The following is a 15,783-nucleotide window of genomic DNA, read 5'->3' as shown; positions in this document are numbered from 1 at the left end:
GCGTACATATACAAAAAAGAGTTGGTGTAACGCCAACTCTTTTTCACATATTCTTATCATACAGTTATATCTTCCTTCTCTATATTTTTAATGCCGTAATACGCAATCACAACTCCAATTGCCGCCAATACTAGTTGAAGGGGAAGTAAAGTTGCTGTAGGAAACTCTGGGTTGGTATTCATTGCAATTGAGACAACGATAAGAGATGAAACAATTGTAGTTGGTACTGAACGTTTACGCATTCCGAAATATAATGGGATTAAACTCATCCCCGCAGTTGCAATGGCTAAAGGAACTAGTTTTATTCCTTCTTGCACCAATTGATCTACTGTGAATGAATTAGGAAGAATTGAAAAACAACTATCTATCCCAAAGAAGATTCCTACTACTAAAATGTTAGATACAATAACTGTTATAAATGTTACTATCGCTGTAATAGCCAACTTACTAGCCATCATTTTCTTTCGGTTAATGGGATAAGAAAACATGAGTAGTATTGTTTTATTTTTATATTCGCCAATTATTAACCTTGCTATTAATACACTACCAAAAATAATAAATGTTGCTCTTACTACTGTACTAGCCATTAACAAAATCATCTGCGGATCTCTTATTTCTGGATCTCCTTCTATTTGTGCAATGAAACTAACAAAGATTAATAATGCCAGTATAATAATATTTGCAATAACTGCTCCCCTCACATACCATCCAAACTTAAATTTCTTCAATTCTAACTTCATAAGACGTAGCATGATATTCCTCCTTCCTCCTTGGACTTAATCAATATAAATGACTCCTGTTTCACTTAAAATCTTCGCTTCATTTTTTGCATCACCAATCGTTCCTACTTTTATTTTGTCTGTATTTTTATCTTTCTTAAGTCCTTTTAAATCCACTATTACGTCAGCCGAATTACTTTTAGCCATAAGCTTCAATGATGTAGGGACACCTTTATACCGTACGCCAATATCCCCTGATTCTGTTTCTACAAATAATGATTTTCCTTCTGTCATATCTTTCAGTAATACTTCCCCAGATGTTGAATTGATGTTCATATTTTTATTTTTTACATTTTTTACATAATTATCTCCAGTAGTGGAAGTTATATTTACTTCTTGTAATGAACTATCTTTTAACATTAAATCTCCGCTTTCGGATGTAAATTCACCCTTCTCTGCCGATAACCCTGTAATCATTCCATCTCCAGATTTTCCTTTTGTCACGATGCTTTTTACTACTATATCTCTTATTTTCACATCACCCGATTTATTATTTACTACAATTTTATCTATTTCTTTCTTCGGAATAGCTATAGATATACTATTTTTCTTCCTAAACGTGAAACCATTAAAAAATCTGTTCATCTTTTGTTTTTGTTTAATCATAATTTTATTTTCATCATTTTCTATTTTGACAGGATCTATCTCTTTATCTACTTGTTCACCTTGAGCGGAAATTACTATTTTATTAGCGTCTTTACTTTTAAATTCAAGATTCCAATTTTCATTGTCTACTTCTATTTCTTTTATATTATTGATTTCAAAAGACTTTTTTTTCTTAAAATCTTTCCCCTGAAACACCTTAAAACCAAAAACCGCACTAGCAATTGTAATGAATAATATTGCAATTACTATTATTTTTTTCACCATTCATACCCCAGTTCGTTTTTTGTTTTAAGCTTGCTTCACGCCACATCGATCTTGTCGATTTTACGAAACGATAGATAACTAATGAAAATTCCTAATAAACAGAGCACGATTGGGATAGCTATAAAATCAAACATACTTACTTGACCGTTTCCAGGTCCAAAGTTACCACTAATCAGCATACCAATTATTACTGCCGAAGTAATCGTTGTCGGTGTCGATTTCTTTCTCATTCCAAAAAACAAAGGAATTAAACTTATACCAGATATCATAAATGCACTTATAATAGTACCTGGAACGATAGCTATTATTTCACCTATCGTAGCTGGTCTTTCAATCAGTCCCATCATTGGACTCACAAAATAAACAAGCAAACTAATAATGAAAGTCGCGATAATGGTACTCACAAAACAAAAACAAAAAACAATTGTTAATTTCGCACTCATTAGCATTTTCCTTTGAAGCGGATACATAAATGATAGTTGTATCGTTTTATTCTTATACTCATCAATTACTAAACGTGATAAAATGACCGAACTAAAAATAATGAATGTTATCCTAATAAAAATATTTACTAAAGCCATATTCTGTGTGAAGTCAGAGAAGAGCATGTCTTCCTCGGCTTTCATTCCCAATGCCATAAGGCTTACTGCAGCGAAAATTGCTATAATACAAATTGCTACCCCTTTAAAGTAACTAGATAATTTATGTTTCTTCCATTCGAGCTTCATTAATCTAAGCATACAAACCACTCCTCCATTCTTTATATAACTGTCTTTATGCAGCTAACATTCTAATTCCAGCAGTAACGAAGCTTAACATTCCTATCACTAGTAGAATTAACAACCATTTCCGCTCTGGTTTTCTATAATATAAAATTCCACTTATTAGCATTACGATAAATCCACTTACCAGGTTCAGCCACAGTCCATTAAGCATGAATACCTTCTCCATCCATTACATTTAAGAAATATTCTTCTAAGGAACTATGTTTCTTATTAATACTTTCAATTTCCACATCGTTCATAATAAGTGCTTTTGAAATGGCCTGCTGAGACGCTGACGTATCATACACACGAATCATGGTTCCACTCATTATTTTGTAGTTTTTTATACCAAGTTTATCTTCTAAAATATAAGCTGCACGTTTCACATCAGGAACAGTGATTTCAATGTACTCTGTTTGCTTTCCGTTAATACTCTTCATTGAAACTTCTTTTATTAGTTTTCCATTTTGAATCACACCAATTGTATCGGCCATTAGTTCCATCTCACCTAAAATATGACTAGAAACTAATAATGTAATACCGTATTCTTTGCAGAGCATTTTAAATAATTCTCGTAACTCTTTAATACCAATTGGATCTAAACCGTTAATTGGTTCATCTAAAATGAGCAATTCTGGCTTTGTCACGATTGCCCTTGCAATACCGAGTCGTTGTTTCATTCCTAATGAAAAATCTTTTACTTTTTTATTATCTATCCCTTGTAGTTTCACTAAATGTAAAGCATGGTCAATTGCATTTTTATCGTAGTAGCCCATATATTCACAATGCAGGTCTAAGTTTTCTTTCGCCGTTAATTTATCATAAAAGATTGGGTATTCAATAATTGTCCCCATTCTTTTTAATACTTCATAAGATGTATCTGTTAATTTCTCACCGAAGATTTCAATATCACCACTCGTCGGTTTTATTAAATTTGTAATCATTTTCATAATCGTTGTTTTACCAGCACCGTTTGGTCCTAAAAAACCGTAAATTTCTCCTTTTTTCACATGCATGTTAACACCGGAAATAACTTCTTTCCCTTTAAACACTTTCGTTAACTGGTTTGTTTTTAATATATATGTCATGTTACTTTCCCCTTTCGCAATACTCTATATTTCTATAATAGACAACGGAAATCTCTTTTTTCTTACCCGTTTCTTACAAATTCCTTACGCTGAAAAAAAGCTTGTAGAATCTACTGCTCTACAAGCTAAAACTGCATCTTTGTTAATACAATTGTAAAAATTGTTTTTTCATACGGTTTACTAGAAAGGTGAATTTTTCCGTCCATCGCTTCCACAAGCCGTTTCGTAATCGTTAATCCTAGACCGCTTCCTTGGTACAATCTATTTCTTGAATCTTCAAGTGTGTACATACGCTCAAATACTTTATCAATATGAGATTCATCAATCCCTTTTCCTTTATCCCATACGTCTATATACACACTCGTTTCATCATCTCTTAACGTCATACCAAGTGCCTTTCCATCGTCTCCATATGTAATCGCATTTGATATTAAATTATTCAATACCCTACCTAATACTTCTACATTTCCAAGTGCGTATATATTTCTTTCTGGTACATCAATATGAACCTGAAAACCTTTCGTCGTCACTAAATCATAAAAAGATAAAATCTTCTCGCGGCAAACTTCATTCATATTTACTTTTGTCATTTCAATTGCTTTGTCACCAGATTCTAATTTTGCCAAGTCAAAAAACTTATGAATTAACTCCATCACTTCTAGTGTTTTCGTATGCACTTTTTCAAGTAATATTTGTTGTTCTTCTTTATTTATCGTTTTATCCTTATTTAACATTTCTGTATATCCAAGAATAACTGTTAGTGGTGTTTTCAAGTCATGCGAAATATTTGAAAGCATTTTTCTCATCGAAATTTCTACTTTTGCATGATCTGCATTCGTTTTCTGTTTTGCATCTAATAATTGATTAATTGCCACTAATAATTTTTGCAATTCTAGATCATCTGTCATAACGAGTAACGTCTCGCCTGTTTTGTCATTTACAATACTTTCTAACTTTTCATATGTGTATCGTAAATTTTTACTACTATTTTTTCTCATTCTATATTGCATATAAATAACACATAACAATATAAAAATAATACCTATTAACAAATTGACCATATTACATCACTTCCAACTTATAGCCGATGCCCCATAACGTTTTAATATATTCTGGATTAGATGGATCACTTTCGATTTTCTCACGCAATCTTCTCATATGAACATTAATAACGTTATCATCACCGTAATACTCTTCATTCCAAACTAACGTATATATTTGCGCTTTTGTAAATACACGATTTTGGTTCTTTACGAATAGCTTTAAAATCTCAAATTCTTTTAAAGTAAGTTTGAGAGGCTTCCCGTTTTTTTCAACTGTAAAATTAATTGGATCAATTGTTAAATCACCAATTTGAATCATTTTTTCTATTGTTTCTGTAGCCGAGTATTTCGTAGACCTCCGAATACCTGCTTTTACACGTGCAGCCAATTCAATCATAGAAAACGGCTTACAAATGTAATCATCTGCTCCAAGTCCTAATCCAACAGCTTTATCAACATCTGTATCTTTTGCCGACATCATTAAAATCGGAACTGCACTTTTTTCACGAATGATTCGTACAACCTCTAAGCCATCTAGCTTTGGCATCATAATGTCAAGGATAATCAAATCAAATGAACCTTTTAAATATGTGTTCACACCTTCTTCTCCATCAGACGCAATTGTTACTTGAAAGCCCTCTTTTATTAAATACTTTTCCACCATCTCTTGAATTGAGATATCATCTTCAACTAATAAAATATGATGTGACATATGTCTATCCCCTTTTTACAAACGTTAACAATCCAATTGTATCGTAACTACTACAGACTGGAAACAATTATATGAATTTTCAAACCAACTTCCCTTCCTTCCTTAACAATGATATGATGAAATTCACTACGATTGTTCATAATTAACTTTATATAAAGGAGACTTATCATGTCAGAGAATAAAAAAGTAAGCTTAGCTGATTTAATGCGCGAACAACTTGCTAAGAAAAAGCAAGGAAATGGAAATGGTCAAAATGCAAAAAATCAAAGCCAAGAAACGAAAAAATTACAAAACCAACAAACGAAGAAAACAAACAACCAACGTAGACGTACAGGTGTGTAAATGAACGGACAAAAACGTTCTAATATCGCGCCCGGTCTTGAAGTTGATATTGTATTAAAACAAGATCAACGAACAGGCAAATTAACACGTGGAATTGTAAAAGATATTTTAACAAAATCCCCTTCTCATCCGCATGGCATTAAAGTACGATTGCAGGACGGGCAAGTCGGTAGAGTACAAAATATCGTTCAATAAGAAAAGGAGCTCAAGTAAACTCGAGCTCCTTTTCTTTATTAACCTTTAATTTTCTCGATGAAAACTACTTTTAAGTAGTCTCCTTCTTTAAATTGATCAATGGTACGGAAATCTTCTGGTAAAGAATGTTCTTCTAATATTTTATATTTGCCATTCATTTCTTTAAAGGCTGTATCGATAAAGCCTTTAAACTTTTTCATATCGAATGCGCTACAATTTGTAGAAGCAACGATAATACCGTTATTTTCTGTAATAGCAATTGTTTCTTTTAATAAATTTTTATAATCTTTTGCTGCACTAAATGTATATTTTTTTGATCGGGCGAAGCTTGGAGGATCAAGTACGACCATATCAAATTTCATCTTTTTCTTCGCTGCATATTTGAAGTAAAGAAATACATCTTCTACAATAATATCTTGTGCTTCATAATCAACTTCATTGACACTAAACTGCTCAATTGTTTTACTTAAACTACGATTTGCAAGGTCAACACTCGTCGTTTTACTCGCTCCGCCCAGCGCTGCAAATACAGAGAAAGCACCTGTATAAGAGAACATATTTAACACTGTTCTTCCCTTTGCATATTTATCACGAATTTGTTTTCGCACGTTACGCTGATCTAAAAATACACCAACCATCGCTCCGTCATTTAAATATACAGCGAAGTTCACACCATTCTCTTTTACGATAAGCGGGAACTCACCGCGCTCTCCTGCTACGAAATCATCACCTTCAATGTATTTCCCTTTCGTATCAAAACGCTTTTTCTCATAAATGCCTTTAAAGTTTGCTACTTTTTGAAGAGCTGCTATAATCTCATCTCTGAAAGTGTAAATCCCTTCACTATACCAACTTACTACGTAGTAGCCGTCATAGTAATCAATAATTAATCCGCCAAGACCATCACCTTCACCATTCACCACACGGAATGCTGTCGTATCACTTGATTTATAAAATTGTTTTCGTTTATGTAAGGCAGATTTGATTTTACTTTCAAAGAAAGATTGATTAATTTGTTCACTCTCTTTTCTCGTTAAAATCCAGCCGTACCCTTTATTTTGTTTTCCATAATAACCTTTTCCGACAAAGTTGTTCTTCTCATCTACTACTTTGATGATTGTCCCTTCTTCACGAACATCGTTTAAATTTTGAATTGCATCTTTTAAAATAAGTGGGTATCCACTTTTAATTTCTTTTATAAATTTCGGTTTTATTTTTATAGTTACTTCTGATCGCATATAATAACTTCCTTTCCATTTGCATGCTTTCTCTATAGGAAGCATTTAAAAAACGAGCCTGAAAAAACAGCCTCGTTTCACTATACCATATTATTGCTTTGCTAGTACAACTCGCTCATTCTCGCACTTAACCGCCACATATTTACTACGTTTTGAAATGGAACTCTCACTGTCCAAAATAATAGAAAAAAATTATATATTTCACATTTACCATTGACATTGATAATGATTTTCATTATCATTTAATGTATATGAGTTCTTGAAAATATAGCTACATTTATAGGAGGAATAAACATGATTATTGTTACAAATACAGCTAAAATTACAAAGGGAAATGGACATAAATTAATTGAGCGTTTTAATAAAGTAGGTAAAGTTGAAACGATGCCAGGCTTTTTAGGTCTAGAAGTTCTTTTAACGCAAAATACCGTTGATTATGATGAAGTAACAATTAGCACTCGCTGGAATGCAAAAGAAGATTTCCAAGGTTGGACAAAGAGCGCCGCATTTAAAGATGCTCACTCACATCAAGGCGGGATGCCAGAATATATTCTTGATAATAAAATTGCTTACTATGATGTAAAAGTTGTACGTATGCCAATGGCTGCAGCACAGTAAATACAGTTCTTTTTTAAAGTATAGAATATGAGAAGCGTTATCTATCACTTCTCATATTCTATACTTTTTTCTTTAATTTCTTTTTACTAATTTTGCGTGTACAACTAGCCTTCCAGCCTCTGGATCAAGCGCATAGTCACAAGTAGAAAGTGTTACAATTTCATCATTAGCCGTCAATTCCGTATCCGTTTTGTACAGTGATTTTTCTTGAATTTCCTTTAAGAACGATGTATATGCTGCATCATTTTCAAAATCCGTTTCAATGTAATAAAAGTCCGTTGTTGTCGTGTATACTGAAAAAACTTCAACGTCGTATCCTTCAAATAATGTATCGTAATATAATTTACGATGGGACATGAAAAAGTCTTCGTCCAACATCTTTTTTAAACTACCAAACATAGAACCGTCTTTCATACGATGACCATATAAAATCGTATTGCGATTTCGAGATTTCACATCATTACGATGGTCCATAAAAATGCTGCCCGCTCTCATATCTTCACCTTTATAATTACGAAATAAATAGTACTCATTATCTTTTGCTTGAACGATTGGATAATTAATTTGTGTATCATCCATCGTAATCCATCCGACTATCTCTGGATTAATTTTCTGGAGATCCTGAAACTGTTTACGTACCTCTCCGTCTTCCGATTTTTCTTCCATTGGACTTCTTTTATAAATATGTTGTGCCTCAGCCATTACTTTACGATTTTCATAATAATCCATGAAAATCCCGCCCAACTCATACATTGAATAGAAAAAGATTCCTAAAAACGCAATTGTAAGTATGCGTTGAAAAAAAGAATTCTTTTTCCGTCCTTTCTTGCTATTCAAATTATCACCTCAAAACGGATTATGCTCAGCCTTTAGATTCCCATAGGTACCATGTACAATCCGGTATCTTCATCCTGCTTTACAATGACATCTACACCATATATTGCTTTAACCATTTCTTCTGTTATTACATCATTAGGATTACCTTTCGTAATGATCTCTCCATCTTTCATAACGATAATATGGTCGCTATAACGAATGGCTTGATTAATATCATGTAATACCATTACAATCGTTAGCCCATACACTTCATTTAACTCTTTCACTAACTCTAATATTTCTAGCTGATAGTAAATATCTAAATATGTTGTCGGTTCATCTAAGAAAAGCATTGGTGTATTTTGAGCTAATGTCATTGCGATCCAAACTCGCTGCCTCTCTCCACCAGATAAAGCATAGATTGGCTTATCACGCTTACTTTGTAAATTCGTACATACTAGTGCGCGCTCTATCGCTGCTCTATCTTCATCTGTTTGCGGAGAGAAAATATTTTTATATGGCATACGCCCAAAGCTTATTAGCTTTTCCACTGTAATATCTGCTGGAGCCTCATTTTGTTGATGGACAACTGCTAGCTTTCTAGCAAACTCTTTCGGTTTATATTCACTAATCGCTTTCCCATCAAGTATTACTTCTCCACTGCTAGGAACGTGATTTCTAGACATGACACTAAGTAATGTTGATTTCCCGCATCCATTCGGGCCAATAATTGTTGTAATTTTCCCAATTTCTATTTCACTACTAACAGACTTTAAACGATTTGTTACGTTATCGTATGAAAAGGTTACATTTTTAATTTCCATGAACTTTATCACTCTTTCTAAGCAAGAATATTAAGAATGGACCACCAATAACCGCCATAATTGTTGCTGCTGGAATTTCGTTAGGTGGCACAATTAACCTTCCAATCGTATCCGCTGTCAAAATTAATAACGCGCCTGCAAGAGCAGAAAATGGAATTAATACTTTATGGTCTGAACCGACTAATTGTCTTGAAATATGCGGAACTAGTAATCCTACAAAAGCAATAACACCTGCAATCGCTGTTGATACTGCCGCTAAGAGTACTGCAATGGCAGAAATAATAAGACGAACTCTCGTCACGTGCAAGCCTAAGTTTTTCGCAGTCTTATCTTGTAGCGATAATAAGTTACACCAAGCTCCTACGAACAGAGCAAGAATAAGACCAATCGTTCCATAAGTCACCATTATTTCTACATCGCCCCACGTCTTCATTGTTATGTTAGAAGTCGTCGTTTGCTTAATACTCTTAATAAAATACCCACAAATCGTAACGAATGATTCATTTAATCCAGTAAACATCGCATTAATGGCAATACCAATTAAAATAATGCGAAGCGGGCTTAACCCTGACTTCCATGAAAACGAATAAACGAGATAACACGCAAACGCACCACCTAAAAAGGCGAATACGGGTGTCCAGAAAAAGAATTGCGGGAACAATGTAATAATAACGAGTGTCATAAAACTAGCTCCTGAAGATATACCGATTACCCCAGCATCAGCGAGTGGATTCTTCATAACAGCTTGAAAAAGCACCCCTGAAACAGCAAGAGCCGCTCCAGTGAACAGCGCAATAATAATACGCGGGAAACGTAAATCTTTAATGACTTCAACATCTTCATTCCCACCTGTAAATATCCCTTGCACAAGTTCAACAATACCTACTTCTAAACTCCCTTTCATCGCTGACAATGATGTCATAACAATGAGCAATGCAGTAACAATGAGGAAACTCCAAGTTTTTTTATTCATTCTGCTCTTCCTTTATATTAAAATGCATCACGGATACATCATATTTTTCAATTCATCTAACGCTTCAATTGCTGCTAAATTGCCTGTCGTTCCAAATAAACGCTCTTCTAAATCGTAAACACGGTTATTTTTAACCGCAGCAAAGTGTTTCCAAATGTCATTTGTTTTAAATTCTTTATCAAACATTTTTACAACTTCATCAGGCATACCATGAGCTGCTCGTAAAATAATATCTGGATCAGCTTTCTTTAAATACTCTGTATTAGAAGCTAAATATTCTACTTGTTCACCTTGCACAATATTTTTACCACCTAGTTGTTTCACTAAATCTCCAATATAAGAATGCTCTGTTGCTACTAAATAACTGCCCGGCACACCTAATAAAATAAGCACTGTCGGTTCTTTCTTTCCTTTTACTTCCTTTTGAATGCTAGCAACCTTTTTATCTAACTTAGTTACTACTGCTTCAGCCTGCTTTTCACGTCCATATTTCTTACCTAAATCGCTAATAGAACTTTGCATATTTTTTAAACTCGTTAAATCTAAAAAGTTTGCTTTCATACCCACATCATCAAAAACTGGCTTTAATTCATATTCAAGTGTTGTCACAGATAACACTTCTGAAGGCTTTAATGACTTTACCTTTTCCATATCTGGACTCATTGGATTCCCAACTTCAGGTAAACCTTTATATCGCTTCGGTAAAGTTTTAGAACTTGTTGGAACGCCGACTAAATCTACTTCTAACGCATCCATAATTTCAGTAACAGCCACTGTTGTTGCAACAACGCGCTCCTTACTCTCACTCTTTACCTGCTTTGCTGTTTCTTTTTTTGGTGATGAGCACCCGGCTATACTCATTAACAAAATGATAGCCATTAGTACACTTACGATTTTCTTCACTCTCAATCACCACTCCCTTCCATACAATATGAAACAAGTCTTGATGCACGCGAACATGCATCAAGACTCCAAAAATTACAATCTACCTGCTCTATATTTACGAACTAGTAAAGCAAGTGAACCTAGCAGTAACACCATGTATAAACCAAGTTGTGCTGTATCTGCAGTTTTTGAGTTTTTCTCTTTTTTTGAATCATTTTTTGTATCTTCTTTTTTCTTCTGATCATCTGCATTTCGGTTAAAATCAGGAGTACCTACTGTTTTTACATTATCTACTTTCGGTGTAGTCACTGGATTTTTCGGTTCATTTTTCGGTTCCTCTTTAATAGTTCCTAACGCGCCGATATTATTTGTATCAAATTGAATTTGTACATCGTAGAAATGATGGTAGTTCATCTCATCGATATCTACCTTTACTTTTGCGTTTAATTTTTTAAATAGATCTTCTACTTCAAACTGTACTACTCGCGTATTTGCATTTTTATCTTCGCTTACTACTTTCGCATCAGCGAATAGTTCCTTGTTTTCCGTTTGGAATTTCGTAATCCACGCACTATTTTTCAGCGTCATCTCAATGTATTTTTTACCATCTTTTACGATTAATTTCGCTGGATTTACAACATAGTCATTCATCTTTGAAATCTCATCTGTTTTATCTTTTAATACTTTAAATGTAATATCATATTGGCCATCTACTAAATTTTTCGGATCAACTATTACTTTCGGGTTATTATTTCCACCTTGGTTGTCATTTCCACCTTGGTTTCCATTCCCGCCTTGGTTGTCGTTTCCTCCTTGGTTGTCGTTTCCACCTTGGTTCCCTAAAGCTTTAATACTGTCTTGATCAAATACAAATTGAACATCGTAGAAATGGTGATAATTCATTGAATCAATATCTACTTTTACTTTTGCATTTAATTTTTTAGACAAATCGTTTACTTCTACTTCTACTACTCTTGTATTTTGTTCTTTATTTTCACTTAACACTTTTGCATTAACGAAAGAACCATTCTTCTCAAATTCAAATTTCGTAATCCATGTACTATTTGTTAATGTAAACGATACGTATTTCTTACCATCTTTTACTTTTAATACACCTGGGCTTTTTGTGTATGTGTTCATCATTGAGATTTCATCTGTTTGATCTTTTAACACTTTAAAGCCAATGCTGTATTCACCATCTTTAAGAGCTTTTGGATCAATTGTTGTGTTATTATCTTGGTTGTCGTTTCCTCCTTGGTTGTTATTTCCGCCTTGGTTGTCGTTTCCTCCTTGGTTATCTAACGGCTTAATGCTACCTTTATCAAATGCAAATTGAATATCGTAAAAATGGTGATAATTCATTGAATCGATATCTACTTTTACTTTTGCATTTAACTTTTTCGATAAATCTGGTACTTCTACTTCCACTACGCGTGTATCAGCTTTTTTATCTTCACTTATTACTTTCGCATCAACAAACGAACCATTTTTCTCAAATTCAAATTTTGTAATCCAAGAACTGTTCGTTAACGTAAATGATACATACTTCTTACCATCTTTTACTTTTAGCACACCTGGACTTTTTGTATATGTGTTCATCATTGAAATTTCGTCTGTTTGATCTTTTAATGCTTTAAAATTGATGCTGTATTCACCATCTTTAATTGTTTCAGCATCTGGTTTTTTATTTTCATCTGGTTTTTCTGCTTCCGGTTTTTCTACTTCCGGTTTTTCTACTTCTGGTTTTTCTGCTTCTGGTTTTTCTACTTCCGGTTTTTCTACTTCTGGTTTTTCTACTTCCGGTTTTTCTACTTCTGGTTTTTCTACTTCCGGTTTTTCTACTTCTGGTTTTTCTACTTCCGGTTTTTCTACTTCTGGTTTTTCTACTTCTGGTTTTTCTACTTCCGGTTTTTCTACTTCTGGTTTTTCTACTTCCGGTTTTTCTACTTCTGGTTTTTCTACTTCCGGTTTTTCTACTTCTGGTTGTTTCTCTTCATTTTTAATTTGTTCAAGTTTATCTTGTTCAAATAAAAGTTGTACATCATGCGTTTGCTTATAATTTCTTGATGCCATTTCGATAAATACTTTTGTATTTAGTTTTTTAGATAAATCGTTTACTTCAAACTCTACTACTCTTGTATCTTTTTCCTTATCCTCACTCACTACTTTTGCATCAACAAATGCGCCATCTTTTTCCGTTTGGAAATTTTTAATTAATGAGCTACTTTTTAGTGTTACAATTGCTTTTTTCTTACCGTTTTCTACTTTTAATACTCCTGGATTTACCATGTAAGTATTCATCTTAGATTCTTCATCTGTTTGATCTTTTAATACTTTAAATGGAATGCTGTACGCACCATCTGTAATTGTGTTAGAATTTGGTTGTTGATCTGGGTCAAGCTTTTGGTCGGGCTTCTGACCTGGATCGGTAGTTTCATTTGGATCTGGCTTATTAGCTGGGTCCTCTTTTTCATTTGGTTTTTCTACATGAATTGGTGTAATGCTATTTTGATCAAATGCAATACGAACGTCGTACTCATGATGATAATTTAAAAAATCAATATCTACTTTTACTTTTGCATTTAATACCTTCTCTACATCTTCTACATCAAATTCTACTACTCTTGTGTCTTTTTCTTTATCTTCACTAATTACATTTGTCGCAACTAGCTTACCTGCTTTTTCTGTTTCAAACTTCGTAATCCATGAACTATTCGTTAATGTAAAGGATACTTTCTTTTTCCCATCCTTCACTTTTAAAGTTCCCGGGCTTACTGAATATTGATTCATCATCGATTCTTCATCTGATGTATCTTTTAAAACTTTGAAGCCAATTGAATATTCACCGTCAGCCAACTTGGTAGCTGCTTGAACTGCAAGTGGTTGTAATGTTGATACGAATGTAAATATCATTAAAAACATAGCAACAATAATTTTTGTATACCTGTTCAATGGAACGACTCTCCCTTTTGAAAATTATTTAATACTGTTCCCATCAAATACAAAGCGAATATCATACGAAGCATTATAATTAATAATTGGAATATTAATTTTCACCTTGCCATTTAGTTTTTTTGACAAGTCAGCAACTTCAAATTCTACAACTCTAGTATTATCTTTTTTGTTTTCACTTAACACGGTTGTTTCTACAAATTGACCATCTTTTTCTACTTGGAAACTTTTAATAGAAGCACTATCTTTCACTTTAAATGAAACATATTGTTTTCCATTTTTAACTGTTAATGTTGCTGGGCTTTCAAAATAACTATTCATTCTAGACGATTCATCTTTATCGCCTTTCCATACAGTAAAAGCAATATTATATTTTCCATCAGCTAGTTTTGTAGCAGCCTTTGCATCTTGTAAACCTAGTGTTGCGATAAACGTAAATAAAACAGCAAATACGGCAATAATCATTTTAAATTGTTTAAACATATATTCATCACCCTTCAAAAGATTTATTTACTCAATTTCACTTTACGAATTAAGAAAGCACCTGAAATAAGAATTAACGCTGTAAACAATCCAATACGTGCTTCATCGCCTGTTTTTGGGTTATCTGTTTTTTCAGCTTTTCCATTTTCATTTTTTGTTTCTTTGTTCGCTTCTTTAGCTGTTTCCTTACTCTCTACTTTTATTTTCTCTTCTTTTACTTGTGTATCTGTTTTCGCTTGATCATTATTTTTTGTTGTAGCAGCTACGCCGTTATCGCCACCTACAGCTTTTACATTTGCATCAAAAGCAAAACGAATTGTGTAGTGGTGGTCATAGTTTGCATTTGGTACAACAACATGAATTTTTACAGCTGCTGGTTTGGATAAATCATCTACTTTAAACTCTACTGTTCTTTTATCTGCCGATTCATCTTTACTAACAACTTTCGCATCAACAAAATTCCCGTTCTCTGGTGCTTTAAATTCTGTAATCCAAGCACTATGATTCATCGGAACTTGTACTCTCATCTCACCGTTTTTCACTATTAATTTTGCTGGCTTTTCAAAATAGTCATTTGCCATTGAAGCTGAATCATTTTCCGCTTTTTGAATTACGTAATTAATATCGTAAGTACCATCAGCTAGTTTTGCTGAAGCATTCCCGTATGGCATTACAAGAAAAGCTAGCATACATACGAACGTTATAATAAAAGCGGGTAATACAGAAACCTTTTTCATTTTTCTTGTTTCCTCCTTTGTTATCTTTCACTTCACTTTTTGAAAATGATAATTATTCTCAATTTATAAGAAAAAAAATAATCTCTTCTACCTATTATTTAATTAGCATTCTTTTATGTAATATAAGTATTATTGATTATCATTCTCATTGAATGTTAAAAATAATATCTCACCCTATTCCTTATATGAAGGCATAGAAACTGAGAAAAAATTTCAAAACTTATTTATTGATTATCATTCTCAATATAAATCAAAAAAAATAAACTATCTCTTCTCCTCTTCTTTCACCTCTTCCCCCTAACAACACTTTAGTTATAGAAAACCCTTTCCCTCACTTCCCTTCCAATATTTCCACAACTAAGTCAATCTTAGCCTACTCATAAATTTTTTGTCAACTATATTACGTATAAAATTTTTAATATCTGAATTTCTCTATATGTGGCTTTTTCTACAAAAAAAGAGAC

At 33.2% G+C, this 15,783-nt stretch carries 18 protein-coding genes; 3 read left to right on the top strand and 15 right to left on the bottom strand.

Going from position 1 to position 15,783, the window contains the following annotated elements:
* Positions 1–56: 56 nt before the first annotated feature.
* The 7 genes from BM089_RS10980 to BM089_RS10950 all read right to left on the bottom strand — a co-directional run bounded on the left by BM089_RS10980 (position 57) and on the right by BM089_RS10950 (position 5,256).
* Positions 57–752 (bottom strand): ABC transporter permease, encoded by a 696-nt coding sequence (locus BM089_RS10980; protein WP_086422831.1) that lies wholly within the window; start codon positions 750–752, stop codon positions 57–59.
* Between the two features lie 24 nt (positions 753–776).
* Positions 777–1,649: a DUF4097 family beta strand repeat-containing protein gene (locus tag BM089_RS10975; protein ID WP_139213253.1), complete on the bottom strand. Its 873-nt coding sequence runs from the start codon at positions 1,647–1,649 to the stop codon at positions 777–779.
* 35 nt (positions 1,650–1,684) lie between these two features.
* Positions 1,685–2,389 carry an ABC transporter permease gene (locus tag BM089_RS10970; protein ID WP_000945209.1) on the bottom strand — a complete coding sequence of 235 codons (705 nt, stop codon included), beginning with the start codon at positions 2,387–2,389 and terminating at the stop codon, positions 1,685–1,687.
* Between the two features lie 34 nt (positions 2,390–2,423).
* The gene (locus BM089_RS31065) at positions 2,424–2,585 is read right to left on the bottom strand and encodes a hypothetical protein (protein ID WP_000931814.1); all 162 of its coding nucleotides are present in this window, start codon (positions 2,583–2,585) and stop codon (positions 2,424–2,426) included.
* On the bottom strand, positions 2,578–3,501 hold the full coding sequence (locus BM089_RS10960) for an ABC transporter ATP-binding protein (RefSeq protein WP_000221065.1): 924 nt from the start codon (positions 3,499–3,501) through the stop codon (positions 2,578–2,580). The genes BM089_RS31065 and BM089_RS10960 overlap by 8 nt, the downstream gene beginning before the upstream one ends.
* A 125-nt stretch (positions 3,502–3,626) precedes the next feature.
* On the bottom strand, positions 3,627–4,562 hold the full coding sequence (locus tag BM089_RS10955; RefSeq protein WP_000247678.1) for a HAMP domain-containing histidine kinase: 936 nt from the start codon (positions 4,560–4,562) through the stop codon (positions 3,627–3,629).
* A gap of 1 nt (position 4,563) precedes the next feature.
* On the bottom strand, positions 4,564–5,256 hold the full coding sequence (locus tag BM089_RS10950) for a response regulator transcription factor (protein ID WP_000018029.1): 693 nt from the start codon (positions 5,254–5,256) through the stop codon (positions 4,564–4,566).
* Between the two features lie 168 nt (positions 5,257–5,424).
* Here BM089_RS10950 and BM089_RS31060 point away from each other — a divergent pair, with 168 nt between their 5' ends.
* Together BM089_RS31060 and BM089_RS10940 are read left to right on the top strand one after the other, a co-directional pair.
* Positions 5,425–5,598 (top strand): hypothetical protein, encoded by a 174-nt coding sequence (locus tag BM089_RS31060; RefSeq protein WP_001293578.1) that lies wholly within the window; start codon positions 5,425–5,427, stop codon positions 5,596–5,598.
* Positions 5,599–5,793 carry a YwbE family protein gene (locus tag BM089_RS10940; RefSeq protein WP_001014307.1) on the top strand — a complete coding sequence of 65 codons (195 nt, stop codon included), beginning with the start codon at positions 5,599–5,601 and terminating at the stop codon, positions 5,791–5,793.
* Between the two features lie 38 nt (positions 5,794–5,831).
* Here BM089_RS10940 and BM089_RS10935 read toward each other — a convergent pair whose 3' ends face one another.
* Positions 5,832–7,031: a class I SAM-dependent rRNA methyltransferase gene (locus tag BM089_RS10935; protein WP_053563583.1), complete on the bottom strand. Its 1,200-nt coding sequence runs from the start codon at positions 7,029–7,031 to the stop codon at positions 5,832–5,834.
* A gap of 294 nt (positions 7,032–7,325) precedes the next feature.
* Here BM089_RS10935 and isdG point away from each other — a divergent pair, with 294 nt between their 5' ends.
* The gene (gene isdG, locus BM089_RS10930; protein ID WP_000587818.1) at positions 7,326–7,649 is read left to right on the top strand and encodes a heme oxygenase; all 324 of its coding nucleotides are present in this window, start codon (positions 7,326–7,328) and stop codon (positions 7,647–7,649) included.
* A gap of 72 nt (positions 7,650–7,721) precedes the next feature.
* Here isdG and srtB read toward each other — a convergent pair whose 3' ends face one another.
* The 7 genes from srtB to isdC all read right to left on the bottom strand — a co-directional run bounded on the left by srtB (position 7,722) and on the right by isdC (position 15,319).
* Positions 7,722–8,486, bottom strand: a complete 765-nt coding sequence (gene srtB, locus BM089_RS10925) for a class B sortase (RefSeq protein WP_090976964.1) — start codon at positions 8,484–8,486, stop codon at positions 7,722–7,724.
* Between the two features lie 32 nt (positions 8,487–8,518).
* Positions 8,519–9,289 carry an ABC transporter ATP-binding protein gene (locus tag BM089_RS10920; RefSeq protein ID WP_090976962.1) on the bottom strand — a complete coding sequence of 257 codons (771 nt, stop codon included), beginning with the start codon at positions 9,287–9,289 and terminating at the stop codon, positions 8,519–8,521.
* The gene (locus tag BM089_RS10915) at positions 9,279–10,262 is read right to left on the bottom strand and encodes a FecCD family ABC transporter permease (protein WP_001036841.1); all 984 of its coding nucleotides are present in this window, start codon (positions 10,260–10,262) and stop codon (positions 9,279–9,281) included. The genes BM089_RS10920 and BM089_RS10915 overlap by 11 nt, the downstream gene beginning before the upstream one ends.
* 27 nt (positions 10,263–10,289) lie before the next feature.
* Entirely contained in the window at positions 10,290–11,171 is an 882-nt protein-coding gene (gene isdE / locus BM089_RS10910; RefSeq protein WP_002094153.1) for a heme ABC transporter substrate-binding protein IsdE, read from the bottom strand.
* Between the two features lie 69 nt (positions 11,172–11,240).
* Positions 11,241–14,099 carry an NEAT domain-containing protein gene (locus BM089_RS10905; RefSeq protein ID WP_090976960.1) on the bottom strand — a complete coding sequence of 953 codons (2,859 nt, stop codon included), beginning with the start codon at positions 14,097–14,099 and terminating at the stop codon, positions 11,241–11,243.
* 24 nt (positions 14,100–14,123) lie between these two features.
* A complete protein-coding gene (locus BM089_RS10900; protein WP_000476164.1) occupies positions 14,124–14,582 on the bottom strand; it encodes an NEAT domain-containing protein in 459 nt (152 codons plus the stop codon).
* A gap of 23 nt (positions 14,583–14,605) precedes the next feature.
* Positions 14,606–15,319: a heme uptake protein IsdC gene (gene isdC / locus BM089_RS10895; RefSeq protein ID WP_090976958.1), complete on the bottom strand. Its 714-nt coding sequence runs from the start codon at positions 15,317–15,319 to the stop codon at positions 14,606–14,608.
* Between the last annotated feature and the right edge of the window lie 464 nt (positions 15,320–15,783).

The organism is Bacillus sp. 5mfcol3.1 (assembly GCF_900114335.1).
Lineage (GTDB): Bacteria > Bacillota > Bacilli > Bacillales > Bacillaceae_G > Bacillus_A > Bacillus_A thuringiensis_S.
Note: the sequence above shows the minus strand (reverse complement) of the source record. Positions and strands in the feature narration are given on the sequence as shown.

What these genes read in the sequence shown, in the direction of transcription:
- BM089_RS10980 (WP_086422831.1), bottom strand. Translation starts at nt 752, where the DNA reads ATGCTACGTCTTATGAAGTTAGAATTGAAGAAATTTAAGTTTGGATGG.
- BM089_RS10975 (WP_139213253.1), bottom strand. Translation starts at nt 1,649, where the DNA reads ATGGTGAAAAAAATAATAGTAATTGCAATATTATTCATTACAATTGCT.
- BM089_RS10970 (WP_000945209.1), bottom strand. Translation starts at nt 2,389, where the DNA reads ATGCTTAGATTAATGAAGCTCGAATGGAAGAAACATAAATTATCTAGT.
- BM089_RS31065 (WP_000931814.1), bottom strand. Translation starts at nt 2,585, where the DNA reads ATGCTTAATGGACTGTGGCTGAACCTGGTAAGTGGATTTATCGTAATG.
- BM089_RS10960 (WP_000221065.1), bottom strand. Translation starts at nt 3,501, where the DNA reads ATGACATATATATTAAAAACAAACCAGTTAACGAAAGTGTTTAAAGGG.
- BM089_RS10955 (WP_000247678.1), bottom strand. Translation starts at nt 4,562, where the DNA reads ATGGTCAATTTGTTAATAGGTATTATTTTTATATTGTTATGTGTTATT.
- BM089_RS10950 (WP_000018029.1), bottom strand. Translation starts at nt 5,256, where the DNA reads ATGTCACATCATATTTTATTAGTTGAAGATGATATCTCAATTCAAGAG.
- BM089_RS31060 (WP_001293578.1), top strand. Translation starts at nt 5,425, where the DNA reads ATGTCAGAGAATAAAAAAGTAAGCTTAGCTGATTTAATGCGCGAACAA.
- BM089_RS10940 (WP_001014307.1), top strand. Translation starts at nt 5,599, where the DNA reads ATGAACGGACAAAAACGTTCTAATATCGCGCCCGGTCTTGAAGTTGAT.
- BM089_RS10935 (WP_053563583.1), bottom strand. Translation starts at nt 7,031, where the DNA reads ATGCGATCAGAAGTAACTATAAAAATAAAACCGAAATTTATAAAAGAA.
- isdG (WP_000587818.1), top strand. Translation starts at nt 7,326, where the DNA reads ATGATTATTGTTACAAATACAGCTAAAATTACAAAGGGAAATGGACAT.
- BM089_RS10920 (WP_090976962.1), bottom strand. Translation starts at nt 9,289, where the DNA reads ATGGAAATTAAAAATGTAACCTTTTCATACGATAACGTAACAAATCGT.
- BM089_RS10915 (WP_001036841.1), bottom strand. Translation starts at nt 10,262, where the DNA reads ATGAATAAAAAAACTTGGAGTTTCCTCATTGTTACTGCATTGCTCATT.
- BM089_RS10900 (WP_000476164.1), bottom strand. Translation starts at nt 14,582, where the DNA reads ATGTTTAAACAATTTAAAATGATTATTGCCGTATTTGCTGTTTTATTT.
- isdC (WP_090976958.1), bottom strand. Translation starts at nt 15,319, where the DNA reads ATGAAAAAGGTTTCTGTATTACCCGCTTTTATTATAACGTTCGTATGT.